Source organism: Acinetobacter sp. V104_13, from assembly GCF_031798995.1.
Classification (GTDB): Bacteria; Pseudomonadota; Gammaproteobacteria; order Pseudomonadales; family Moraxellaceae; genus Acinetobacter; species Acinetobacter pittii.
In genome coordinates this window covers 676487-701167 of sequence record NZ_JAVQNP010000027.1, presented here as the reverse complement: position 1 = coordinate 701167, position 24681 = coordinate 676487, and the positions used below count along the sequence as shown (strand labels likewise).

Below are 24681 nucleotides of genomic sequence, written 5' to 3'. Positions count from 1 at the left end.
TAAGAGGGAGCAAACACTATGTCTATAAATGTTATCTATTACCTTATGGCCTTTGCTGCAGGGCTGGGGATTACTCTACAGACCACATTGAATGGCCAACTGGCAAAAGGTATAGGCGGAGATTCTGTTGTAGCGGCATTATTCTCGTTTACTGCTGGTGCCATATGCCTTGGAATTTATTCTCTAATGCGGGGAGGAATAGCTCCTTCGCTGATCGCTATTCCAACCCAGCCGTGGTGGACCCTTTTAGGAGGGGTTCTAGGTTCATGTGCACTGCTGAGCTATGTCGTCCTTGCACCTAGAATCGGGTTATCGGCTTTGCTGGGGCTGGCAATTGCTGGACAAATTATCTCGTCATTGTTGATTGATCATTTTGGATTACTAGGGGCGGCCGAACGACCAGTTTCCATGTTTAAACTATGTGGAACACTGGTCATGCTGATAGGTCTAGGGATTGCTCTTTTCGGTGACAGATAAGAGGCTTTAAAACCAATATTGTTGATATAAAGTGACTTCAAGCCATTCCAGTCATGGGGTGGCAATATATTTCAGTCATTAAAGACCAGTGAGCCACCTAAACATTTAACAAATCAACAGCAATCGATATTCACCATCTTTTTCAACAGGTGCTCGATGAACACAAGGTAAAACCTTTTGAGTTGGATGATCTACTGCTAAACGCCAAATATGTCCCGTACCTAAATTTACAGGTTGGGCATCGGGTTTAGGCTGATAATGTAAATCAAAAAAATACTCTGCCAAAAAAGCTTCAAATTCAGCATCAGAGCCGTCATGTAATTCTTTGAGCTTTTCTCTAATTTCGGGAATTAAAACTTTTTGTTCAACCTGATTATTGGGCACAATATCACTGGCAGCGCCGTGATAGGTACATAAGAATGTATCGGTTTCAATGGGGGAGCGATCAACGTGAAATGAATATACATCTGTTGAAATGAAATCTAGCTCTTCATCGCGTTCATAGTTTTTAAGCAAATTAAGTACAGGTGATGCGCCAAATTCAGTTAATAGCTCGATATCTTCTAAAATAGTTGCCCTTGCAAGATTACCTTTTTCTGAAAGTTGTAGGGCTAACAAGTCTTCAACAGAAACTTCTGTAATATTTTCTTTTAACTGAAGTTTATTCACAATTTCTTTAAAGTCGCCCACTAAATTTCTGTGCCAACAAATCGCATTTGTCTCTCCTTGAAAATGTGTATTTACAAGTTCAGAGAAACTAGACACTTGTCTAATTTGATTGCTGTCAGAAAATGCGTTCTTCATAGGGGAAATAAAATAATAGAGCTTCTCTAATATTATAGCCTGAGCTTAGCCAAAAAATATTCCATTCCAATTGATTAAGCCAGTTTAGTCTTACTTCAGAAGAACACTGTTTGTCTCTGAAGTAAGATCTTTAAAAGTCGATTAATTTATTTACCACTCATATTTCACACCCACTCGAAAATTAGTCGGAGCGCCGTAATAGCTATTTGTGGTGGCTAAATGGTATTTCTCATTAAATAAATTATTAACATTAAAATTGAGCATAAGATTATTGTTGACCTTATAACGTGCCATTAAGTCGACCAAAGCGTAACTTTCTTGAGTAAATCTACCCGTTGTAGAGACCGCATTTTTTTCATAAATTTCACTTTGCCAACGAACACCACCACCAATGGTGAGGGCTTCATCAAGATAAGGTAGGGTGTAGGTGGTAAACAGTTTGGCTGTATTATTTGGCACGCCGGTATTTAATCGGTTGTCTTGGCTATCTTTTGATAGGTTACGGCTAAAGCTTGTGGAAACTTGCCATAAATCAGTCAACTTACCTGTCGCTTCAATTTCAAAGCCGCGACTTTTGGTACCAGATTCTGTGCGATAGGCTTGGGAACCATCTGGAGCAAATACATCTGCTAATGCAATCGCTGTATTGTCCTCTTTAGTTTGATAAATAGCAGCACCAACATTTAACTGATTATCAAAAAACTCACCCTTAATACCCAGCTCGGTACTATTACCTATTAATGGGTCTATGTATTCGCCTGTAACAGCTTTCTTATCTTGTGGTGAAAAAATATTGGTGTAGCTTGCGTAAGCAGTCCAATTGTCAGTGAAATCATAGGTAATGCCCACATAAGGAATCACCTTGCCACTTTCTTCTTGTGTTGTGTAAGTAGTCGTATTCTTAGCATCTGAATGATCGCCCGTTACGCGTTCCCAGTCTTCAATTCGAGTGCCTAAAATGACTGCAAGATTGTCGGTGGCTTTAAGACGAACAGCACCAAAAATAGATTGGCTACGATCAACTCCACTGTACCAACCATCTATTTTTGTTTCAGGGCGGTTAGGTGTACTGCCATCCCAAGCAAAAATATTTTTTAGAGTTCCATCCCATGTCATCCCATTATTCCAGCCAGAATAGGTAGGGCGTTTATTTTTACTTTTTGTGTAAGTCGTGCCCAACACTACGTCATGAGTTTGATTAAATAAATCAAATGAACCGTTTAAGGTTAAATTGAATAAGTCTTGAGTTGGACGATAATCCCAACGGGTTGCGTATAACATCGCCCCGCTGCCAGTGACTTTATCAATTCCTTCACTTGAGTAGGTATAACCTACAATTTCATCAGAATCGGTAATGGTTCTAGATACTACACCTTTTAATTTCCAGCGGTCATTAAACTGGTGTTCAATGTCGGCAAAGTAAGATGTCGTTGAGCGATCTGAACCCGTCCAACTTGCTGCCGCTGAATCTGAACGGGACCAATTAATGAGTGTGCCATCTGTATAAAAGCTTGGTAAACCACCTCTAGCCACACCAGTCAAATCAATTTGCTGGTAACTTGCACCTAAACTTGCTTTGGTTTGTTCAGTTAAATCAGCTTCTACTACGGCATAAGCCACTTTACGTTCTTCATTGTAGCGGTCGATATAAGAGTCTGACTTTTGGTAGGCAAAAAGAGTACGACCACGGATACTTCCAGACTCATTAAGGGGGGTAGAAACATCAATATCGGTACGGTAGGAATCCCAAGAACCAATGTCAGCACTCACCGAAGCCTTAAAGTCTTGTAATGGTTTTTTTCGGACCAGATTAATACTTGCGCTTGCACTGCCAGCACCTGTCATTAAGCCATTTGCACCGCGCACGACTTCGACTCGGTCAAATAAAGCCATGTCCTGACTTTGGAAAATACTTGCATATGAACTCATGAGCTTCACGCCATCGAGTAAATAACTATCTACTTCTTTGCCGCGAGCGTAAATAGGTGAATTATCACTACCAATATTGCCGCCTTGTTTAATAGAGAGTCCTGCTGCTTGACTGACAACATCGGTTAATTGGGTGAGGTTCTGATCTTTCATTTGTTGGTTGGTGATTACACTGACCAGCTGAGGTGTTTCTCGCAAACTTAAAGCTAAGCCATTAGAAGCGGTGGTCGCCTTCGCCGTATATAAACCTGAACCTTCGGTTGTTAAATTTTCACCATGATCAGCATTAACATGAATTGTTGCTAAATGCGCCGTACCTGTTTCACTGCCTGCCGTATCAAATTCATTATTGTTATTCGCTTTTGTTTTAATGGCTTCTAACTGAAAAACTTTGGGTTCAATTGGAGCGGGTGGAGCCTTCACTCGGATGCTATAACCACTATTGTTGACTTTAACGGCTTCAAATGGATGGTTTTGTAATAACAGACTTAAAGCATCTTCAACAGCGTAATTCCCTTGAAGCCCTTTGCTTTTTGTTTTTGAAAGACTGGCATTATCGTAGCTAATAGTGGTACCTGTTTGAATAGCCAGTTGTTTAATGGCCTGATCAAGCGTGCTCTGGCGAATTGAAATACTATAAGTTTGCGCAGCGTAAATAGAAGTTGAGGTAAGCGCCGTGACCACCAATGGCGTACTCCATAGCACTGCACGTATAGCCAAAGCCAATTTACTTTTTGCTTGATAATCCTTCATGTGGTCTTCTCGACAGGGAGTGTATTTCTCTATAAGTCGAACCAGATCAAAAAAAGGGTCACATTTTTTTATCTTTTTTTAATATTTAACAAATAGGGACTGTAATAGTTCAGTTCAAGTTGATGGCTATAGGCTAAAGTTTCTAAGCTTTGCTCAGGATTTTTTAGAGAAAATACGCCCGAAATTTTTATATTTTTTAATTCCGCATCGAGATGGTAGCTTCCTTTTTTATAACGAAATAGCTCATCTAGCACTTTTTGAAGTGGCCATTGATCTACAACCAAAAGTTGTTGGGTCCAATACGGTTGATCATTATCGAGAGGAAGAGATCTTGAAATATATTTTTCGTCAAAAAAAGCACGCTGGCCTTGTTTTAATATTTGCCGTTTAGGGGAGTTCTCGGGTTCAATTGCTACAGCATGTTTATAGACTTTGACTTTTGTTTGTTCGCTATTTTCTTGGCGAACCGTAAATTGAGTCCCTAAGGCTTCTACGGAACCATTCTTGGTTTCGACAATAAATGGTCGATGTTGAGCATCCTTTGCTGTTTCAACATAAATTTCCCCATCAATCAGCTTTATCTGACGTTTCTCTTGCGTGAAATTTACATCGACATAGCAATCACTTGCCATAATCAGTTGAGAACCATCCTTTAACGATACTTTTCTAATTTCACCCACTTTGGTGTGGTAGTCCGACTGCCATTTTTCCCAAGGTATGAAATAGGCAGACAAACCAACGATCATTAAACCTGAAAGGCTTAACAGCATATTGCGTTTTGCAGCAAGATTAAATTTTTGATTAGACTGAACTAAAGCTTCGGAAGGGAAGTTACCTGCAAGGTTTGATAAACCATGGCTGAATTTTTCCATTTGCTGGAGTGCTAGCTGGTGTTCTTGTTTTTCGGTTTTCCACTGCTCAAATTGTTGTTGCTGTAACGCGGTCATTTCACCCGAATGTAAGATTACCAACCAGTCTGCGGCTGCATCTAAAACATGAGGAGGGATTTTAGTAATATCAGACATAAGGTAACAAATTAAGCGCAGCTAACAGGGTTAATTATAAAGGTCTATACAAGCTAAAAAAGCTTGTTTCATATCTCTTTTCACAGTGGCTTCAGAAATATTCATTTTTTCACTAATTTCTCGATAAGTCATGCCATCTAGTTGAGACATTAAAAAGACCTGAGCTGTGCGGGTAGGCAGTTTTTCTAATATTAAATGAACCTGATATAAGGTTTCTTGAATATAGACTTCATGTTCAGCAGAGGGATAATATTCTTCTGGAAGTTGCTTTAGGGCATCTAGATAAAGGTTTTCAATATGCTGACGACGCCAATAGTCAATCATGACATGCTTGGCGATCCCCATAAGCCATGCCTGTGGTTCCTTAATTTTTTGAAAACAATATTGGCTTTTTAAAGCACGATAAAACACTTCCTGGCTTAGGTCTTCAGACTGATGATGGTGCTGAAGTTTGTGTTTAAACCATGATAAAAGCATAGTTTGTTGAGAACGATAAATTTGGCTAAACCATACCTGTTTCTCTACATTAAGGTTCATAGCGGCGAAGTCCACAAATTGGCACTGAGTAGCGCAATTAAAAACACATTTAAATTATTCTTAAATAGTAATGATAATTATTATTAATATCAATAAATAGAGTTCTATATTCTAAAAATTCTTATGCTCTAATTTTTCGCTACTTAGGGCCTGTACCTTAGTCTCAGACGCATGTATCGTTAGAGGATAATACTTTAAAATAATAAGGTGACTGAAAAGCAAAATTATTCAATTAAGCAACCGGACTGTGCCACCACAATTAAAACAACACCCACCTCAAGATGAGGCATATAAAAATAAATAAAACATTAGGTTTTATTGGTGAAAATTGACAGGGTATATCACTGTTCAAGCTTGGGGTTTATGAAGAAATATTTTACGGTTGATTTATTTATGATAGCTTCGTCTTACTTTAAAAAACGCAAAAAAAATTACCGTACCGTAAAGGATCAGCAGCTTACAATCGCCGCAAAAGCAAATATCTTTATTTGTATTATTTTTTGTTTGTTTTGGACCACATATTTTATATTTGCAAAAATGTGGTTAATTGTGGGTATGGATATCATTTTTACACTGATCTCCATATTTAGCCTTTTTCTTATTTATATAAACCGCATTTCAGCGGGTATTCTTTTATCTCAAGTCGTTCTGCTTGTTTTTCCAGTCATTTTTTGCTTATTTTTTGATGTCGCTACAAGTGACCGTCCGCAAGTGGCTCAATTGTTTTTACCCGCTGGGGCGATATTGGGATATTTGAATTACCGTAGAAATCCAAGCTTTTTACAAGCTGCTTTAATTCTTTTGTCGATTGGATGCTTTATATTTTTTAGTGGCAGCTCTTTTAATCTTGATAGCGCCATACCTTTACCGGAAGATATTCGTGACCATGGGGGATGGATTGCAACTTGTGTCGCTACGCTCATGATCTGTATTTCAATTTACACCATGCAATTAGAGATACAAACCGAAAGCACTATGGTGCAAGACTTACGCTTAGCGCTTATTAAAGAACAGTTTGAGCTTTTTTATCAACCGCAAATTAATGCTTCTGAAACGCTAATTGGCGCAGAAGCTTTATTAAGATGGCATCATCCTGTTTTAGGATATATTCCCACAAAAGATTTTATTCCAGCAGCCGAAACTTTTGGGTTAATGCCAGAGATTGGAGAATGGGTATTGGCTCAAGCCTGCAAAGTTCTACAAGAGTGGAGTAAAAAAGCCGAGACCAAAGATCTTACACTTTCAATTAATATTAGTGCTGATCACTTCATGCAACCAAACTTTGAGCAAACTGTGATTAGGCTGATTCAGAAATATGAGGTCAATCCATCTAGGCTCATATTAGAAATTACTGAAAATATTGCTTTAACGAATTGTGTAAGCATGATCGAAAAAATGCAGTTCTTATCTAAACAAGGAGTTCAGCTTTCTCTTGATGATTTTGGTACAGGTTATTCATCTTTAAGCTATCTACAAAAAATGCCCATCAGTCAAATCAAAATTGATCGTAGCTTTGTACAGGCAGCTTTGGATGATAAACGCAGTAATAAATTAGTCACTGGTATTATTAAAATTGGACTGGATTTAAACCTTCGCGTGTTAGTAGAAGGCATCGAAACTCATGAACAATTTAGTACTTTTAAAAGTAATGGATGTACTGAGTTTCAAGGCTATTTGTGGGGCTGTCCGATGCCTTTAAATGATTTCTTAGAACAGATAGCCCATTTCAAAAAATAGGCAAAAGGATAATTAAAAATCTTAATTTAACAGCAGAATTCTAAATATAAGAGATTTACGCTTTTTCTCCAAAATCTAACTCCGAGTGTTTTAATCCTTGGTATAAGTACTTTATAAATATTAATATTTCTACTCTTTAAATAAATTTGACTTAATCATGAGTGGTAAACCAAGACTATTTAATAAGCTAGTTCGAGAATTTGGTACATTCTTACTTTCTAAATCAAGAAGCTCAATAAATTCTTTATTAAACTGTTTTCTAGGATACTTTTCTAAAATTTCCTTTTGAAAAGATAGGGGGAGTTTATATAGACCATCGCTAATCACATCACAGGATGCGCCTTGCTGTAATAGCGTAATTTCTGCAGGGTCAGAATGATCTATATAGCCGTTCATATGTAAGCAGATAGCATCTTTAATGACTTCACTTTTCTTATCATCAAAGCTATGTTCTTTGGCCTTTAGTTCAAATTGTTTAGCACTCTCATAGGTAAAACAGTTACAACCTTTACTATGAATATGTTGCTCAGTTAAGCCAATATCATGAAAAAGTGAGGCTATTAAAAGTGATTCATCATCAAATTGCTGTTTTTGTATATGGCCTAGGGCAGCGCCCCAGAAATAGGTTCGCCATGAATGATTGTAGATAGATATACTTGCTTTAGTTTCGAGCTCATCAAGCGCGACTTTAACCATTTGAGTATCGGGTATTACGATCTGATCAAAATCAAAATCATGAGAAGTTTTGAATCGAAAGTAATTTATTTTTATAGAGGCCATAACACTTGGCAGCATAATTTTTTGAATTAACTTAATTTTCTCTTTGAAGCTGAGCTGACCATTGGTAGCTTGCATCCAGTGATACGAACCAATTCTTTTAGTTTTCATTATTAGATCTCATTTTAGAGCAATTACTCTAAAATATTATCATAGATGATTTTTTGCAAGTTTTCTCTTTTAAGACATCATTAGTCTTTTGATTGTTATGTTTTTTTAAGTATTAACAACTAACAGGAATCTCATAAGTTACAAATTCGTATTTTGGGCCTGTAGATTTTGAAACTACTTTCCCTCCTAGAGATTCTGCAATTTTTCGACTTGGAGCGTTAGCTTCAGCAACTGGATAAATAAAATAGTCTGGTTTAACAAAGTCTATTGCCCACTTAGCGACTGCTGATACAGCTTCTCTTCCATAACCATGATAATGATAATCTTCGCTTATCCATATGCCTAACTCTGGATGAGGAGTTTGCATACGATGGAGGCCAACAAGGCCTATAAATATTTGAGTATGTACATCTCTTATAACAAATATAATTTCAGATCCAGTTTCGAAGTTTTTTAACCAAGCATTCCAAGTTTGATCAAACTCATGTCTTGGTTGAGGGTCCCACGCCATATAGCGTGTCAGAGTAGGCGTAATACAGTTATATGTCTCATCGGCATCTTCTGCCGTAAAAGGAGTTAGATTGAGTCTTTCAGTAGAGATACTCACTTCATGTAAATCCATAATCTTTCTTATATAAATTACTTAAGTTTAATTGTTATTAAAAATATATTATTCATAGTAGGGTTAAAATAAATAATAAACTATCACTAATAATAGCTATAAAAAAATTTTATTTTTGGATGTTAAAAATAGAGGAACACATTCATGAACTATCCATAAAATGTGTTTAAACATTCTGATGGTATACTTTATTGGAATAGACAAAGATGGGAGAAAATAGTGTCTTACGCATGTCTATGTTGTGGTTATCTTACATTTGATGACTTAGCCTATGATTCGTTTGAAATCTGTCCAATTTGTTTTTGGGAAGATGATAATGTTCAAAATGAAGATCCTGATTATATGGGTGGGGCAAATGGCATTAGCTTAAATATGGCTAAACAAAATTTTCAATTATTTGGAGAAATAAAAAAAGAATTGATACCGTATGTCCGTAAACCTCTTGAAAAGGAAATACCTTGATAAATAAATATACTTGTATGAATGGGATGGAATAAAATTACATATTTACATCCTATGTAATAAGGTTTTATCAATTTATTGGAATTCTTAAAGCAGAAAAAATAGCCATTTGTCTTTATTTTAGTCTTTTATAAACCCCAATTTAACAATAAATTTTAATTATTTAGCCTTACTTTTTTAATGGTCTAATTTAAATCAAATGTCATTTTGTTTGCTTGACTGCAAAGGGGTTGGGCACTATTCTTTGCCTGCTGGCCACATTGCCAGTCGGTCGTCGCGGACCGCTTTTTTCGACCACATCAGGATTATTTCTTCTGAGGAATAGTCTTGTGTGCATCTCGTTCCCTCCCGTAGCGGTAGGACGGGAGAGGGACACCCTCGGGTGTGCTGGAGTCGAAACCAGTCCGCGAACCCTCTTCCGTTCTGCCACCATAATTCTAATGTCTGGCAGAACTCCCAATAAAAAGGAGTTGGCTTTGCACATCCATTATTTCTTGGCGGCCCTTGCCAAAAGCTATAACGACACAACATAAACATTTAAAGCCGTTTGATCGCCGTAAGGTTTTCAGGCTTTAAATTATTTCGTCTTAAAACTTAATCAACAATAAAACTTGAGATGTGCCAAGCACAGTCTTACGGGCTTTGCTGTGCCTTTTTTCTCCCAAAAAAAGTATCTCATTTAGAAACAACAATAATTTTTAGTGGTAAAAATATGCCAAATTTAGTTCTCTCAACGCGTGCAATACAAGTCATTAATAAGTCGATTGATTTATTTCACCATCACGGCTTTCATACGGTTGGAGTCGACCGAATGGTGAAAGAGTGTGCAATTACCAAAGCAACTTTTTATAACTTTTTTCATTCAAAAGAGCGGTTTATTGAAATCTGCCTAATTGTGCAAAAAGAACGTTTAAAAGAAAAAGTAGTTTCAATTGCTCAGTACGACCAAGGCACAAGCGTGAAGGAAAAACTCAAACAGCTTTATTTCTTACATACCGATGTAGAGGGAATGTACTACCTTTTATTTAAAGCCATTTCTGAAACGAAACTGACCTATCCAAAAGCCTATATAACCGCGGTGAGATATCGCACATGGCTACTTAATGAAATCTATAGCCAGCTTATAAAACAAAAAACCGATGCTACCTTTCAGGATGCCAAGCTATTTTTATATATGATTGAAGGTGCAATTATCCAGCTTTTAAGTTCGGATGTGGCAATTGAGCGGGAGAGAGTGCTTGAGTGTTTTTTGCTGGGGTTCGGGTAAAGGAGTACGGAATCTAAGTTTGTTGATCAAAGTTAGATGAAGATATATCAATCGTGAAGCAAATTTAAATATACAAAGATTTGCTTATTAAACTAAGTCTGAACGAGGCTGCTGTTCTAATAACTGAGATATATTATTTTCAAGCCAATCCGTTAAATCAAAAAGTCTATCGGAAGCTTCTCGACCAAAGTCGGTTAGTTGATAATCTACTCGAGGGGGTACTTCAGCATAATCCTGACGGAAGATAAAGCCATCTTGCTCGAGTAACTTTAAGGTTTGTGCCAGCATTTTTTCACTAATGCCATCAATTAATTTTTTTAATTCATTAAAGCGCAAACGCTGATCACGTAATGCAACTAAAATTAAAACGCTCCAACGGCTTGTTAGTGTTAACAAAATTTTTCTAGATGGACAATTTGCTGCAAAAACTAGACCTTTCATTGCTCATTACCTGCATTACAAAAGTTTACATTTAATGCTGAACTTACTTTTAGGTAAGTACTTACTTTTAGTAAGTGAAGATACTACGATGATTGAAATATTTCAATTACATCAGATGGAGATCACCATGCGTATTGCAGTTACTGGTGCAACAGGTCAACTTGGTCAATTCGTTATTTCTCAATTACTTGAACGGACCGAAGCAAAAAATATTGTGGCATTAGTCCGTAATCCAGAAAAAGCTTTAGATTTAAGTTCAAAAGGGGTAGAAGTTCGTCCTTTTGATTATGTTAATGATGTAGAAAAACTTTCAGAGCAACTGCAAGGTATTGATAAGCTTTTATTAATTTCATCAAATGAAATTGGTCAACGCACAGTACAACACCAAAATATTATTAATGCAGCAAAACTCGCGCATGTAAAATTTATTGCTTACACAAGTTTATTAAAAGCAGATGTAACACCGCTTTTACTTGCACAAGAACATGTTGAAACTGAACAATATTTAAAAGCGTCGAATATTCCCTACACGTTATTACGCAATAACTGGTACAACGAAAATTATGCAATGGGTCTTAAACAAGCAGTTGAGCATGGCAAAATTTTTGGGGCAACTCATCACGGTAAAGTTTCTTCTGCTTCACGTCTAGACTATGCAACAGCGGCTGCTGTGGTATTAACGCAAGATGGGCATGAAAATAAGATTTATGAGCTGGCAGGTGATACAAGTTACACCCTTGATGATGTAGCAAAATGGACAAGTGAAATCACTCAAAAAGATGTAACTTATCAAGATTTACCCGAAGAAGAATATAAAGCATTCTTAGTGCAGGTTGGTGTACCAGAAGGGTTTGCTCATATATTGGCTGATTCGGATGAAGGCGTGTCTAAAGACGGTTTATATAGTGATAGCAAAGATCTGCATGAGCTCATTGGCCGTGCAACGACAAGTATGCAAGAAACTGTGAAAGAGTTTTTAAAATAAGCTGATTTTCTTTCGCTTAGACTGACACGAAATTTTAACTTGATATTTAACAACGGTAATTTTAGAATCCGCCCAACTAATTTTTAGGAGCTTCAATGTGAGTACTTGCTCGAGTGACAGTAGTCGATCGGTAATAGTCTAAGTATCCACTGAAGTCCTGACAGACCTCTTTTTGTGGATGCAAGAAGAGGTTTTTTTATTTCCATCTTTTCATTTCTATTATGAACCCATGATTTATTCATGACGGGTTGCAGTACTTGCATGTGCTCCATGACTTATGGAAGTGATGCCAGTGTTATTTACTTTAAAGAAACGCTCACTTATTTCTAGTTTCTGTTTATTCGCATTATCTAATGCAAGCTATAGTGGACGACCTATGGTTGTTGACGATGCCGCTCTTGTTTCTCCAAAAACTTGTCAGCTAGAAACATGGGCACAGCATAACTCTGACAGCAAAGAATATTGGGCAACACCAGCCTGTAATTTTGGTGGCAATTTTGAATTTGCTGTAGGGATGGGGAGAGTAAATGATGATACTGAGCATGTCAGTTATGCAACTCTACAAGGTAAGACCTTATTAAAGCCTTTAGAAACGAATGATTGGGGAATCGGCTTTTCTTTTGGCACTCAAATCAATACTAAGGATTCTTCAAAGAAAGATTGGACGTTTAATGTTCCTTTAAGTCTTTCTACTTTGGATGATAAATTTTTAATCCATGCCAATATGGGATGGTTACGTGAAAATACCACACATAAAAATCAAACCACGTGGGGAATTGGAACCGAAACACAACTTGCTAACCCATTAACGTTCACTGCCGAAATATATGGTAATGACCGAAATGATGCCTTTTATCAAACAGGTTTTCGATACATTGTCTATAAAGATTTTGTTCAATTAAACGCAAGTTATGGCAACCAAATTTCTCATCATGATAATGCTTTTTTCTCTGTCGGATTTGTGCTTCTAACAAAGCCATTTTTACCTTAATGACTTAGAAATATCTTAATAAAGTATTTAAAAAAAGTGCTCTTTTAAACAGGAAAGGGCACAAACAAAGAAATTTAAAAAGGTGAGCATATATTTCATTCAAAGAAATTTTCTCTCTCTTCTTTTGATTTCATCTAAAACATAAAGTAAAGTGCGTTCACAAGATATTAAATAAAATGAATGGCTTGTTATGAATATTATAAAAGGTACTAATTTTTGGAGATTACTTTCTATTATATTAGGTTTTATTATTTTTCTAGGATTGTATTATTTTTTTATTGTATATCCTAAGGATACAGAGCAAGCCAGAATAAGATTTTCAGAAGAAGTCATGGCTTCTTTTTTTTGGATGGACTTATCTGATGAAGTGGAAATAAATAGTATTATTTTAAAAGAAGGGCTAGAGTTAAACTCCATTAATGATGAGATATACATTAACGATTTGAATGGATTAAGCTCATTTTATGTTTGGAATGGTGAACATAAAGAAATGAAAGATGTCTTAAATAAATATTCTGAGTATTCATATTTTGGTAATAAGGGCATTCGAGGATTATGCTTAAAGCTTATGTTTGTACAACAATATAATCAAAAAATTCAGCAGAAAAATTATTCTTCACCAAGGCTATTAGCATCAAAAAATATTAATAAACGTAATCTGGAAACTATCTCTCCATGGTTAAATGATATGAAGGCTTTTGATGAGTTTTATAAAGCTAAGCACATGATTCCAAATTGTAAAATATAGATATGGCTTCTAAAAGTTTTCTTTCTACGCTTGCACGGAAAAGTAAAGAAAATAGAGGAAATATAGCCTTATGCTCTATTCTTTTTATTATTCCTTTATTTGTATTTCCTGCTTATCCAAAAAATGAATGGCAGTACGAGCTATATCAATACATCACACAAACTATGCATGTGACTGTTGGTACGAAAGGGCCATTACCGTTTTTTACGATTCTTTATAGCATTTACATAACCATAGTCATGTTCTTTGTGGGTTGTGTTATCTCATATTTTTTTATTAAAAAATATGGAATTAATAAAGCATATCAAGAAGAAATTTATAAATTCTTTTTTAAAGCCGAGTTTGAATCTTCAAAAAAATACCCTTGGTTAGAAAAGCCTCTAATTAAAAAGACTTTAGTCTCAAGTACATTTGCTGGTTGTTTTGTTATGGGAATTTTTCACTTTATTGAGGATGATATTACTCAGCAAAGGCCTAGACGTAGAGGTGGACTCATATCATTCTGTTATAACTATAGAGTCGGGGTTATGTTTTGGGAAATCATAAGTACTGCCTTTAGTATTTTTCCTATTTTTTATTTTGGCTTGTTATTCTTATACATCTTTAATTATTTTTTTCGCGGGTTAGGTACAGGTAAGGTGATTATTCCTTTAGAAGTGCCAAGCAAAAAACGAAAGAGAACTAGGAAGGTCTGATATTTCCCCTTTTAATTGATTAAACACATTTCACGTAATCTATCAATAAATGTGACAGAATCTAACTTTTTAAAACCTGTAAATACGACTATCCTAACTGGACTTGAGCACATCCTTTTGAAGTGTTCGTCTTTTGGTTAGATTTTTAGGTATTTAAAAAATGAATAAGATGCACGTAACTTTAGCGGTCATTATTGGTTTAATTGTTGGTGGTGTAATAGGTGCTCTTGGTTACTCTAAAACTGCTGCACGTTATGACGCGATGACGACAGCATGTGTCATGGTAAACCAAGCAGTTGAACATGGCATCTTGAAACCAGAACAAGTGAAAGAGCTTGGTGAGCTAACAGGACAAAGCCTTAAAAAAGATTATGAATCAGTTGCTTCCAAATTTAAATTCTCTGAAAAGCAATTAGGTAATGCATCTGAAGGTTCTAATTGTAGTCAGTTTATTGTTGGGGTAAATGCCGCACAATAACCATTTAGAAGCCCACAGTAAGTGGGCTTTTTTATGATGTTTAGTTAGGGCAACTACAATATTAACTGAACATACCATTTATAGACTGCTATAATAATGATCAATTCAAAATCTGAAATATAAGCTTGCCTAAAGGCAGGCTTTTTATATGTGTAAATAAGTCTGCTAGGAAATATGAAACGCTATTTAAAACAAACTGAATCGGCTACGGCTAATTGGACAACAGAGCAAGACTGCTTCTTGATCGAAAATAATTCTCTCTCAATTTACGAGCTCATCGAACATTTACCTTTTTCTGAAGAAGAAATACGAGTGCGTCGAGCTGTTTTAGGGCTGGTAAGACGAGATAAGCAAATGAAAACATATTAATTTTACCAAATGGTAAAAATAATATGAAAATAAATGTTTCTAATTATCTCTATTCAACCATGCATTTTTGCGGATGAGTTATCAAAACCTTAATTTTTTTAAGAGTTTTTATGGTGCAATTTACATAAAGCACTAACTACTTACAAACCACTCTAATAAGGCTACCTTTAATTACACTACTTTAAGCATAATCAAAGACAGAAAACATTCATAGATCAGAACTTTATAACAATAGTACGGAGAGAGGTTAATGCCAAAGTATCTAGCTGTAGCCGAAAAGGTTTATAAAAATATAAAAAAAGATAGCTTATTCACTGATGACATTACTCAGAACCTTAACTGTTTAATTAGTCAGATTCGAAAAGCCATCAAAGGAACTGAGTTTAAGCTCAAGTTCAACTATATCGACTTTGAAGAAAACTTAACGAAACCGTTAAGTGAATGCAAAGTTCAAATTGATCTGAGTGTTATGCCAAAGTTCGTAAATGAAGGTGAATATCTTCTTTGGTTAGCTGGATTTATTGAGCGAATCACAGAAGGTGGAAAACCAAAGTTACCGCCAATTTCGCACTTTTTACCACCAGGTTTTAAGATGTCGAAAGATGCGTTTCCGGTCACTGTTGCTCCTCCAAAAGAAGAGCATGCAGACATGATTATCAATTATTTTAAATCTGAGGATTTTATTAAAACTAATAAAACTCCTTCATAAAAGAATATAGAAGTAAACGTCCACCTTACTTCTATATCTGCTGGTTTAAATTCAGCGACCGTCTTCTGGGGCGGTTTTTTTTGACTTAAAATTGATCATTACTTAATTGTGATAACTAGAAAAATTTAACTTCAACAAAAGTCTTAAATGTATATAAATATGAAAATAAAAAATGTTTTTAATAAATATCAATTGCTTAATTATATTTGTCGGTAAAGTAAAAAATACATTTTTCACATTACTAATGTACCAAGTAACGCAATTAAACATTTAGCAGTTCATAATCTTTAAAAAAAGAGAAAGTGAATGATATGAATGAAAATGCAGAGCTTATAAAATACATTGACGTTGCTGAAAACGTCTATGAACGTGTCTATGAGAATAATCAAGTTTCAAATAATTTGATTGTTAACCTTAACCGCATCATGGCGGAAATCAAAAAACAGGCCCAAGAAAAAGACCTAAAGTTAAAATATAAGTCGATTGACTTTGAATATTGCTTGAGTTTGCCTTTGGCCGATAGAGATATAAAAATTGACCTGAGTTTGATGCCTCACTTTGAACATCGTGATGAATGCATTTTATGGCTAACCAACTTTATTGGAAAAATTAGTGTGCCTAAAAAGATGACGAGACAAAAGCTAAGTTTTCATTAAAGTTTTTAGATTTAAAGCGATATAAGTCATTACTAAAAAACTAACCGCATCTGTGCTTAAACAGTTATGCTTTATTACAGATCGATATTTCATAATTAGAAAATGACAGAGCGCTTTAAAATGAAAACGTTTGCATTAACCTTTGCTGTTTTAGCTTCGTTATCCACCTATGGTCTAGCCAATGACTCTACGGGTTATGTGGGTACAGGTGGGATTCAATATCTCAAAAACTCACAGATTGCCATGCAAAGCGAAGATCTATTCATCAGTAAAAAACTGATTAAGGTCGACTATCTTTATAAAAACTTAAGCAATAAAGACGTAACGGAAACGATCTTATTTCCGTTACCACGCATTGATAATTTTTTTGAGTCTGATTTTGCTCACACCGAACAGCTTTTAAAAAGTTTTAAAATTGTGGTGGATGGTAAAAATATAAAACCGGAGATGCATGTCAGAACCTTTATTCAAAAAGATGAAAAATCACCACTGATTGATGCAACAGATGAGTTTAAGCAATGTGGTTTTAGTGAACAAGACATGCTAAATCCATGGACTCGTACTAACTATGATTATGAATATTATGTAGATAAGCTAAAACAATGTAATAAGCCGCAAATACAGAAAATTTTAGCCGATTTTAAAAAAGATGATGTGATTCCGTGGTCATCTCAAGTGATCTATAGTTGGAAGCAGACTTTTAAAGCCAATAGTTTGACTAAGATTCATCATGAATACAAACCTTTGGTCGGTGGCTCTGTAGCTCTCTATCCAGATGAATATAACCAGCAATTTTGTATGGATAAACAATTTAAGCAGGGCTTAAAAAAAGCCAGTGCAGAAAATTCGCCGTTTAGTGCTTTGGGTTATATTTTGACGACGGGCGCAAATTGGGCAAAGCCAATTGAAAACTTTAAGTTAACCATTGAGCGCGATAAAGACGAACTGGTTTCATTTTGTTGGGATGGGCCAGTTAAAAAAATTAGTCCAACTCAATTCCAAATGACCAAGACTAAGTTTGTACCCAAAAAAGACCTAGATATTATTTTTGTGAGAATTCGATAATTTGATACCAGCTTCTGGTTTGACCAACAAATTGCCTCAATATTGATTGTGTGTCATGAGCTAAACATGGCACACAATAAGCAAAAAGATGCTCTATGTTGCTGCATGTAGGATTGTTGAGGTAATGATTAATTAGAGCAGTTTCTTTTTAATCCAATAATCTAAACTGAAATAACGGCCGCCCCCAAGAACAAGCAGTGCGAGTAGCATGACTAAATACGTAACGGCAAACTCAACTCCATTATTTAAAATTACAAACGAGCCACTGGAAGTAAGCCAGTCATAATTGCCGTAGGTTTGTAATATTTCGCGAGCCTTCTCTAACTTTTCAGCCGAGGCCAAGACCTGCATGTTTGCAAAGGGTGCATTCGGATCAGCAATCGCTTGCCATCCATTTGGTAGATGGACCGTAAATATAGCAACTAACATCGTAATCATGAGCGGGATGCTAATTAAGCGAGTAAAGAGACCAAATGTTAATAATATTGCACCTGCTAGCTCAGCCGTTGTTGCAAGTAATGCCATTACATACGGAAAGGGAAGTCCTAAACCTCCATCTGAGTTGCCAAACCATTCTACAATATCATTGAAGTGCATTAATTTATTTGTGCCTGCCATCCAAAATATAGGAACTAAATATAATCGAAGAGCCAGAGCTGCGATGCCGTCCGCATGTTGTAGAGTTTTACCCAGTTTTTGATAATATTGAGATAAGCCATAAATAAAATTCTTCATGATAATTTCACATCCGATGCGATTGAATATTAATTAGTCGGATAAAGACTGTATTTCTTACATAAAAAAAATTTTTATTTACGGTGTAATAAAAAAGGATTTGGTCCGTCTAACTATACGTACAAATGTACAAACCGAGAATTTATCTTTAAAGGAATACTAACATGAACAAACTCAACTCAATGACTTCAGTGGCGGCATTATTAGCACTTTCAGTTGCTGGTGCTACACAAGTGGCGGTAGCAGCAACCCATACAACAACCGAAGCACATGCAACCAAAGCAGCAGATGGAAAATGCGGTGAAGCAAAATGCGGTGCTAACAAAATGAAAAACCACGAAAAGTCTGTCGAAGCAAAATGTGGTGCAGATAAAAAAGCAGCTGATGGTAAATGTGGAGCAACCAAAAAAGCAGCGGACGGCAAGTGCGGTGCAGATAAAAAAGTCGCTGACGGTAAGTGCGGCGCTAAGTAAACAATCTGATCATGGATGATGTCGACCTTCTGGTAAGTGTCGGCATCGTTTCTAAAAGGAGAAATCACCATGATGGATTTGTCAGGCGTAGGGCTGGGTTTAAGGCGTGATTTTATAGATTCGTTTTTAGATGCAAAAACATGTCCCGATTTTATCGAAGTTGCTCCTGAAAACTGGCTAGGTTTTGGTGGTCGACATGCGAAATTACTCGCACAGTGTGTTGAAAAAGCCCCATTAATTTGTCACGGCCTGTCATTGTCTATTGGCGGTCCTCATCCACTCAATCTTGAATTTATCGGAAAAATAAAAAGCTTTTTAGAACAATATGATGTCTCTATTTATTCTGAACATTTAAGTTATACAAATGATGGGGGCTATCTATATGATTTGTTGCCAATCCCCATGACTGAAGCGGCTGTTAAATATGTCGCTGAACGTATTTTACGTGTTCAAGATATTTTAGGAAGAAGATTAGTCATAGAGAATGTTTCTACTTATTTAATGCCCAATGCCCAAATGAGTGAAGCGGAATTTATTCGTGAAGTTCTTCAATATGCAGACTGTGATTTGCTTCTGGATGTAAATAATGTCTATGTCAACAGTATTAACCATGGCAGTGATGCATTTGCATTTATTCGAGACATGCCAAAAGAAAGAATCCGTTATTTACATATTGCTGGACATGAACAAGTTCAGAAAAATTTATTAATTGATACGCATGGCGCAGAAGTTTGTGATCGCGTATGGGAACTATTGAGATATACCTATCAAGTGTGTGGTGTGAAAGCAACTTTACTTGAACGCGACTTTAATATTCCCTCATGGCGAGAGCTAGAAGAGGAGCTAGCCAAAATTAAAATAATTCAACAACAGGAGAGTGGCTATGAAGGAAAATCAAATATCCTTCCAAACCATGCAACAACAGTTTTGTGACTGGATTAGAGATCCTGATTTGGAATTACCTCAAGCTCTTCCTGCCGAACGAATGCATATTTATCGAGACTTGCTTTTTAATAATGTCTGTTCATTTATTGATTTAGTTTATCCCGTGGCTCGTGCGATGTTGCCAGAGTTAAAGTGGCAACAATTACTCTCGGAGTTTTTTCAAAAAGCCCAGTGTCGCTCGCCTTTGTATAATGATATTTCTCTTGAGTTTAGAGAATATTTGACAGATCAGCAGCACCCGATATTGCAAGAATATCCTTGGTTAACTGAGTTGTTGCAGTTTGAATGGCTTGAGTTGTATTTAGACACTGTTGAAATTGAAAAAATAGTTTTGCAGGAAAACTGTGATTGGCAGTTAACCACGAAGGTATGGGTATTGGTTTATCAATATCCCGTTTATACGTGGACAACTTTAATGACTCCAGAACAGGCCGAGCCTATGCCTGGAGCAATTATGGTCTGGCGAGATGAACAAGACAAAGTATGTATTGAACAGCTTTCGCCTTTGTTTGCTATGGTAATTGAACAGTTGACTCAAAATATAGAGTTAACTGACCAAGATATTCATACACTCATTCAATCTGTACTCACTGATTTGTCTGAACATGATATTTATCTGCAAATTCAAGAACTAAAAGCAATGTTAACTCGAATGCGATTGATTCAAGTTCCGCATGATTTTAAAGAGGTATAAGGATGACTTCAGCCGTGGCATCAGATCATGAAGAAATAGAAGATCAGTTGCATAATCCAGCCTTTTTACAAGACTTAAGACAGCAAATGATAAAATTTGCTTTTTTACAGCTTTCCTCGCTTCCGCAAGCTGAAGATGTGGTGCAAGAAGCATTAACAAGTGCTTTCCAACATTTAGGTTCATTTAAAGGACGTGCTGCGTTTAAAACATGGGTATTCGCGATTTTAAAAAATAAAATTATTGATGTGATTCGGCAAAAGTCACGCTTGGTCGCAATGACTGAATTATTTAAAGATGAGGAAAGTGAACTGAGTATTGATGCACTGTTTGATGCTTCTGGACATTGGCATAAATATGAAGCGCCTCAAGCATGGCAAAGCCCTGAAGAAATGATGGTTCAGGCAGATTTCTGGATAATTTTTGAAGCTTGTTTAAATCATTTACCTGCCAAATATGCTCAAGTTTTTATGATGAGAGAGGTGATAGAGCTGAGTTCTAATGAGATTTGTAGCAAGTTGGAATTATCTATCTCAAACTTTAATGTGTTGATGTATCGGAGTCGTACCCGACTACGTGAATGTTTAGAAAATAAATGGTTATTGAAGGAGGATTGTTCATGCTGACATGTCGACAAGCCACTCAACTGTTGTCTGAAAAGCAAGACAGACCATTGTTATTACGTGAGCAAAGTGGTTTACAACTGCATTTATTGGCGTGCCGCTCATGCCGCCGTTATTCAAAACAGATCAAAACAATTAGTCAGCTTTCTAAGGCATTTAAAAGTTTTGATGGCTAATTTTATTTAAAAATTTATTTATTGCTAGCCTAATTACGCTAACAACTCCCATACTATAAAAGTAAAGGAGTTTTTTAAGACAGGATGAAACGTGAATTTAAAGAATCTTGAAGCATTTTATTGGGTTGTGACTTTAAAGAGCTTCAATAAGGCCGCGACTAAATTACAAACCACCCAGCCTGCGATTTCTCAAAAAATCACATCTCTTGAAAATGAATTAGGCTTTAAAGTCTTAGATCGAAGTTATCGGCAGCTTAAACCAACACACAAAGGCTTAACTTTATTTAAGTATGCCGAAAAATTTATGCGCCTAGAGACCGATCTGGTGGCTGAACTGACTGAAAATCAACACCTGACTGGCACCATTCGTTTAGGCGTTTCCGAAACTATTGTCTATACGTGGTTAGTCGAATATATCGAAAAGGTTCAGCAAGAGTTCCCAAAAATTTCAGTAGAAATTGTGGTAGACCTTACGCCTAATTTACAAGAAGGTGTTCGGACAGGTGACTTAGACATGGCTTTTTTACTTGGGCCAACTTTAGCTTTTGAGTGTATTGAACAAGCCTTGTGTGACTTTGAACTCAGTTTCTTGGCTTCACCTTCATTTAAAGGTGGAGTTGCTCAAATGTCTTTTAAAACTCTCATGTCACATACCATTTTAACGTATCCAAAAATTACCTATCCCTATAAAGAATTGAAAGCACGAATGAAAGAGCAAGGGATTGATGAACCACTTTCAATTACCAGTTATTCATTGGCAACGCTGTTGCGTTTAGCCGAGCAGGGCTTGGGTATTGCTGTGGTGCCGACCTTAACAGCGCTAAAAGAAATTACTGATGGCCGACTAGAAATATTAAATACGCCTATTCAGTTAAAGACGTTTCATTTCACCTCGATCTACATTCAAGGAAACGATGTTGCATTAAAAGAGAAATTGACCGAAGTTGCGGTTAAGGTCTCTGAATGCGCTATGAAAAGACTCAATGAGCAAATTAAAAAATAAGCTATTTTTGAGTGTCTTTTATCCCTATTGTTTCTCATTTAAAAAAGCTGTTTTGTATGTAAAACCATAAAAGCAGCTTATTAACTTCAATAAGTAAAGCTTATCCTGATTTTCTAATGAATAATAAATCATTAAAAATCAAGAATTTAATTTTTTAATTTTATGTAAAAAGTCTTATTGTCCGTAGGGATTAGCTATGTTTTTATTTTAGACACAAGATTTGATCACCGATTGTGTTAATTGGGGAACAGGGAATCTTTGTCATTTTAAAGGATTAAAGAATATCGTTTGGGACGAAAAATGGTGTTCTTGGTTCAACTTGAAAATAGCGTTGTTAAGCTCAAATGGATGAGGAACGCATTAATATGTCTTTACTGAAATCTTCTTTTTTATCAGATCGCCAATGGGCCATTGTAGCCTCGATCTTTATGATGGCGACCTCTGCAATGGGGCCCGGATTTTTAACCCAAACTGCTGTATTTACAGTCAAGCTAGGCGCGGCATTTGGCTTTGCCATTTTAGTTTCCATTCTGATTGATTATGTGGTTCAACAAAACATTTGGCGAGTAGTCACACTTACCCAAATGCGTGCATCAGACATTGCCAATAAAGCATTGCCGGGTAGTGGTTATTTACTGGCGTTTCTAGTGATTTTGGGCGGGTTTTTCTTTAGTGTCGGTAACATTGCCGGTGCAGCTTTAGGTTTAAATGCGCTTTTTGGCCTCGACACAAAGTGGGGCGGTATTTTAAGTGGTGCTTTAGCTATTTTGATTTTTGCATCAAGAAAAGCAACGCTTGCCATGGATAAAAGCATGATCGTGTTGGGATTGCTTAAAATCCTCCTGATTATTATCGTTGCTGTCATTGTAATGCCTCCGGTTGGGCAAGCTGTACATCAAACCTTTGCTCCAGATCAGATCGACTTTGCCATTATTACCACCATTGTTGGCGGTACGGTTGGTGGCTATATCTGCTATGCGGGTGCACACCGTTTACTCGATAAAGGTGCTGTTGGCCCTGAAAATATTGATGAAGTTGCTAAAGCTGCGACCAAGGGCATTGTTGTGGTCGGCATCATGCGCTATGTGTTGTTCTTGGCTTTTTTAGGTGTGGTGGTGAGCGGTGCAACCATTGATTTAGCCAGCCATGACGCCAATCCGGCAGCTCAAGCATTCCAATATGCAGCGGGTACATTTGGTTTTAAATTATTCGGCTTAATTTTCTGGGCAGCAGGGATTAGTAGCACCATTGGCGCAGCATATACTTCAGTGTCATTCTTTACTGCGTTTAAAAAGAACTTAACACCAAAACAAACCAACTATACGACCATTACCTTTATTGCATTGGCTTTATTGCTCTATGTGTTATTGGGTGCAACTCCGGCAGGTCTACTCATTTTCGTAGGTGGTTTTAACGGATTGGTGTTGCCAATTGGCCTTACAATTTTTGTGTATGTTGCCGCGTGCCGTAAAGATTTGATGGGTAATTATAACTATCCAAAATGGTTGCTTATTTTGGGTGGGTTAACATGTCTGTTAACGTGGTGGATGGGCTACATGTCGTTTACGACTGTGTTTAACTATTTGACCAAGCTTTAAGCCAGACTGCGTGAAGTGATAAAGGAATAATGCCATGTTTGTAGATTTAAATAGTGATTTGGGTGAGAGCTTTGGCTCATGGAAAATGGGCAATGATGACCAGATTTTACCTGTCGTGACCAGTGCCAATATTGCTTGTGGCTTCCATGCTGGCGACCCACTCGGCATTTTAAAAACGGTTCGTAAAGCTGTTGAGCTTGGTGTGACCATTGGCGCTCACGTGTCTTACCCAGACCTTGTTGGTTTTGGCCGCCGTAATATGGATTTGTCACGTGACGAACTGATTGCCGATGTGCTTTACCAAATTTCTGCACTTGATGGTTTGGTGAAAGTAGCTGGCTCAAAAGTGCAATACGTTAAACCACATGGCGCGCTCTATAACACCATTGCACATGACCAAGCTCAGGCAGCAGCAGTAATTGATGCCATTAAAATGTATAACCCTGAACTGGTCTTAGTGGCTTTGGCAGGCTCGAATTTAGTGGAACAAGCACGAGCGGCTGGTTTAAAAGTCGTGTCAGAAGCATTTGCAGACCGAGCTTATAACCGCGATGGTTCATTGGTTTCCCGCCGTCTAGAAGGTGCAGTTTTACACGACTCGGCATTTGTTGCGAGCCGTGTGGTGTCTATGCTTAAAAATGGTGGAGTTGAGTCAATTGACGGTGTATTTACCCCAATTCAAGCCGACACCATTTGCTTACACGGCGACACCGATGGTGCGCTAGAGATGTCGGCTGCCATTAAAGCCGAGCTTGTAAAAAACAATATTGAAATCCGCCCATTTGTAAATAAAGCATAA

Annotated in this window: 28 protein-coding genes and 1 pseudogene; 21 read left to right on the top strand and 8 right to left on the bottom strand. The window is 36.8% G+C overall.

The genetic code is table 11. From position 1 onward, the window contains the following. The first annotated feature begins 18 nt into the window (after nt 1-18). Nucleotides 19-477: a DMT family transporter gene (locus RMB06_RS16070; RefSeq protein ID WP_214285154.1), complete on the top strand. Its 459-nt coding sequence runs from the start codon at nt 19-21 to the stop codon at nt 475-477. A gap of 105 nt (nt 478-582) precedes the next feature. Here RMB06_RS16070 and RMB06_RS16065 read toward each other — a convergent pair whose 3' ends face one another. From RMB06_RS16065 to RMB06_RS16050, 4 genes and pseudogenes are all read right to left on the bottom strand, one after another. Beyond that, nucleotides 583-1281, bottom strand: coding sequence for a DUF1826 domain-containing protein (locus tag RMB06_RS16065; RefSeq protein ID WP_161281936.1), 699 nt, complete (start codon nt 1279-1281; stop codon nt 583-585). Nucleotides 1282-1431: 150 nt separating this feature from the next. Then, complete coding sequence (locus tag RMB06_RS16060; protein ID WP_311080333.1) at nt 1432-3963, bottom strand: TonB-dependent siderophore receptor; 2532 nt, start codon at nt 3961-3963, stop codon at nt 1432-1434. A gap of 58 nt (nt 3964-4021) precedes the next feature. Then, a pseudogene (locus RMB06_RS16055) lies at nt 4022-4988 on the bottom strand (FecR domain-containing protein). Between the two features lie 30 nt (nt 4989-5018). Next, nucleotides 5019-5525, bottom strand: a complete 507-nt coding sequence (locus tag RMB06_RS16050) for a sigma-70 family RNA polymerase sigma factor (RefSeq protein WP_311080331.1) — start codon at nt 5523-5525, stop codon at nt 5019-5021. A gap of 363 nt (nt 5526-5888) precedes the next feature. Between RMB06_RS16050 and RMB06_RS16045 the strand changes: the two genes are divergently transcribed. Then, nucleotides 5889-7262, top strand: coding sequence for an EAL domain-containing protein (locus RMB06_RS16045; protein ID WP_311080330.1), 1374 nt, complete (start codon nt 5889-5891; stop codon nt 7260-7262). A gap of 129 nt (nt 7263-7391) precedes the next feature. Here RMB06_RS16045 and RMB06_RS16040 read toward each other — a convergent pair whose 3' ends face one another. Beyond that, nucleotides 7392-8150, bottom strand: a complete 759-nt coding sequence (locus RMB06_RS16040) for an HD domain-containing protein (RefSeq protein WP_311080329.1) — start codon at nt 8148-8150, stop codon at nt 7392-7394. A gap of 112 nt (nt 8151-8262) precedes the next feature. Next, a complete protein-coding gene (locus RMB06_RS16035) occupies nt 8263-8772 on the bottom strand; it encodes a GNAT family N-acetyltransferase (RefSeq protein ID WP_032003264.1) in 510 nt (169 codons plus the stop codon). A gap of 219 nt (nt 8773-8991) precedes the next feature. On the opposite strand from RMB06_RS16035, the gene RMB06_RS16030 reads away from it, so the two are divergent. Both RMB06_RS16030 and RMB06_RS16025 read left to right on the top strand, forming a co-directional pair. Next, on the top strand, nt 8992-9234 hold the full coding sequence (locus RMB06_RS16030) for a CPCC family cysteine-rich protein (protein ID WP_311080328.1): 243 nt from the start codon (nt 8992-8994) through the stop codon (nt 9232-9234). A 712-nt stretch (nt 9235-9946) separates the two neighbouring features. Next, nucleotides 9947-10501, top strand: coding sequence for a TetR/AcrR family transcriptional regulator (locus RMB06_RS16025; protein WP_311080327.1), 555 nt, complete (start codon nt 9947-9949; stop codon nt 10499-10501). An 87-nt stretch (nt 10502-10588) separates the two neighbouring features. Here RMB06_RS16025 and RMB06_RS16020 read toward each other — a convergent pair whose 3' ends face one another. Continuing rightward, complete coding sequence (locus RMB06_RS16020; RefSeq protein WP_017481458.1) at nt 10589-10942, bottom strand: helix-turn-helix domain-containing protein; 354 nt, start codon at nt 10940-10942, stop codon at nt 10589-10591. A gap of 127 nt (nt 10943-11069) precedes the next feature. On the opposite strand from RMB06_RS16020, the gene RMB06_RS16015 reads away from it, so the two are divergent. The 9 genes from RMB06_RS16015 (at nt 11070) to RMB06_RS15975 (ending at nt 17638) form a co-directional block, all read left to right on the top strand. Continuing rightward, nucleotides 11070-11927 (top strand): SDR family oxidoreductase, encoded by an 858-nt coding sequence (locus RMB06_RS16015; RefSeq protein WP_311080741.1) that lies wholly within the window; start codon nt 11070-11072, stop codon nt 11925-11927. 286 nt (nt 11928-12213) lie between these two features. Continuing rightward, nucleotides 12214-12918 (top strand): hypothetical protein, encoded by a 705-nt coding sequence (locus RMB06_RS16010; protein WP_063098507.1) that lies wholly within the window; start codon nt 12214-12216, stop codon nt 12916-12918. Between the two features lie 190 nt (nt 12919-13108). Further along, nucleotides 13109-13666 (top strand): hypothetical protein, encoded by a 558-nt coding sequence (locus RMB06_RS16005; protein ID WP_032038331.1) that lies wholly within the window; start codon nt 13109-13111, stop codon nt 13664-13666. 2 nt (nt 13667-13668) lie between these two features. Then, nucleotides 13669-14361, top strand: a complete 693-nt coding sequence (locus RMB06_RS16000) for a hypothetical protein (protein ID WP_032038330.1) — start codon at nt 13669-13671, stop codon at nt 14359-14361. A 160-nt stretch (nt 14362-14521) separates the two neighbouring features. After that, nucleotides 14522-14839, top strand: coding sequence for a hypothetical protein (locus tag RMB06_RS15995; protein ID WP_005070099.1), 318 nt, complete (start codon nt 14522-14524; stop codon nt 14837-14839). A 174-nt stretch (nt 14840-15013) separates the two neighbouring features. After that, entirely contained in the window at nt 15014-15208 is a 195-nt protein-coding gene (locus RMB06_RS15990) for a hypothetical protein (RefSeq protein ID WP_017387212.1), read from the top strand. 250 nt (nt 15209-15458) lie between these two features. Further along, entirely contained in the window at nt 15459-15917 is a 459-nt protein-coding gene (locus RMB06_RS15985) for a hypothetical protein (protein WP_017387211.1), read from the top strand. Between the two features lie 311 nt (nt 15918-16228). Continuing rightward, nucleotides 16229-16573 (top strand): hypothetical protein, encoded by a 345-nt coding sequence (locus tag RMB06_RS15980; RefSeq protein WP_019767862.1) that lies wholly within the window; start codon nt 16229-16231, stop codon nt 16571-16573. A gap of 120 nt (nt 16574-16693) precedes the next feature. After that, the gene (locus RMB06_RS15975) at nt 16694-17638 is read left to right on the top strand and encodes a DUF4424 family protein (protein ID WP_311080320.1); all 945 of its coding nucleotides are present in this window, start codon (nt 16694-16696) and stop codon (nt 17636-17638) included. Nucleotides 17639-17770: 132 nt separating this feature from the next. On the opposite strand, the gene RMB06_RS15970 is transcribed toward RMB06_RS15975, so the two are convergent. After that, nucleotides 17771-18373, bottom strand: coding sequence for a DoxX family protein (locus RMB06_RS15970; protein ID WP_311080318.1), 603 nt, complete (start codon nt 18371-18373; stop codon nt 17771-17773). A 164-nt stretch (nt 18374-18537) separates the two neighbouring features. On the opposite strand from RMB06_RS15970, the gene RMB06_RS15965 reads away from it, so the two are divergent. The 8 genes from RMB06_RS15965 (at nt 18538) to RMB06_RS15930 (ending at nt 24681) form a co-directional block, all read left to right on the top strand. Continuing rightward, the gene (locus RMB06_RS15965) at nt 18538-18846 is read left to right on the top strand and encodes a hypothetical protein (protein ID WP_311080316.1); all 309 of its coding nucleotides are present in this window, start codon (nt 18538-18540) and stop codon (nt 18844-18846) included. Between the two features lie 69 nt (nt 18847-18915). Then, nucleotides 18916-19779 (top strand): DUF692 domain-containing protein, encoded by an 864-nt coding sequence (locus RMB06_RS15960; protein WP_311080314.1) that lies wholly within the window; start codon nt 18916-18918, stop codon nt 19777-19779. Then, the gene (locus RMB06_RS15955; protein ID WP_311080312.1) at nt 19730-20485 is read left to right on the top strand and encodes a putative DNA-binding domain-containing protein; all 756 of its coding nucleotides are present in this window, start codon (nt 19730-19732) and stop codon (nt 20483-20485) included. The genes RMB06_RS15960 and RMB06_RS15955 overlap by 50 nt, the downstream gene beginning before the upstream one ends. 2 nt (nt 20486-20487) lie before the next feature. After that, on the top strand, nt 20488-21108 hold the full coding sequence (locus RMB06_RS15950; RefSeq protein WP_311080311.1) for an RNA polymerase factor sigma-70: 621 nt from the start codon (nt 20488-20490) through the stop codon (nt 21106-21108). Further along, nucleotides 21102-21281, top strand: coding sequence for a zf-HC2 domain-containing protein (locus tag RMB06_RS15945; protein ID WP_002163210.1), 180 nt, complete (start codon nt 21102-21104; stop codon nt 21279-21281). Before RMB06_RS15950 ends, RMB06_RS15945 begins: the two co-directional genes overlap by 7 nt. A 91-nt stretch (nt 21282-21372) precedes the next feature. Then, nucleotides 21373-22284, top strand: coding sequence for a LysR family transcriptional regulator (gene mumR, locus RMB06_RS15940; protein ID WP_199983865.1), 912 nt, complete (start codon nt 21373-21375; stop codon nt 22282-22284). 344 nt (nt 22285-22628) lie between these two features. Further along, nucleotides 22629-23882, top strand: a complete 1254-nt coding sequence (locus tag RMB06_RS15935; protein ID WP_014206320.1) for an NRAMP family divalent metal transporter — start codon at nt 22629-22631, stop codon at nt 23880-23882. 34 nt (nt 23883-23916) lie between these two features. Beyond that, entirely contained in the window at nt 23917-24681 is a 765-nt protein-coding gene (locus tag RMB06_RS15930) for a 5-oxoprolinase subunit PxpA (protein ID WP_311080309.1), read from the top strand.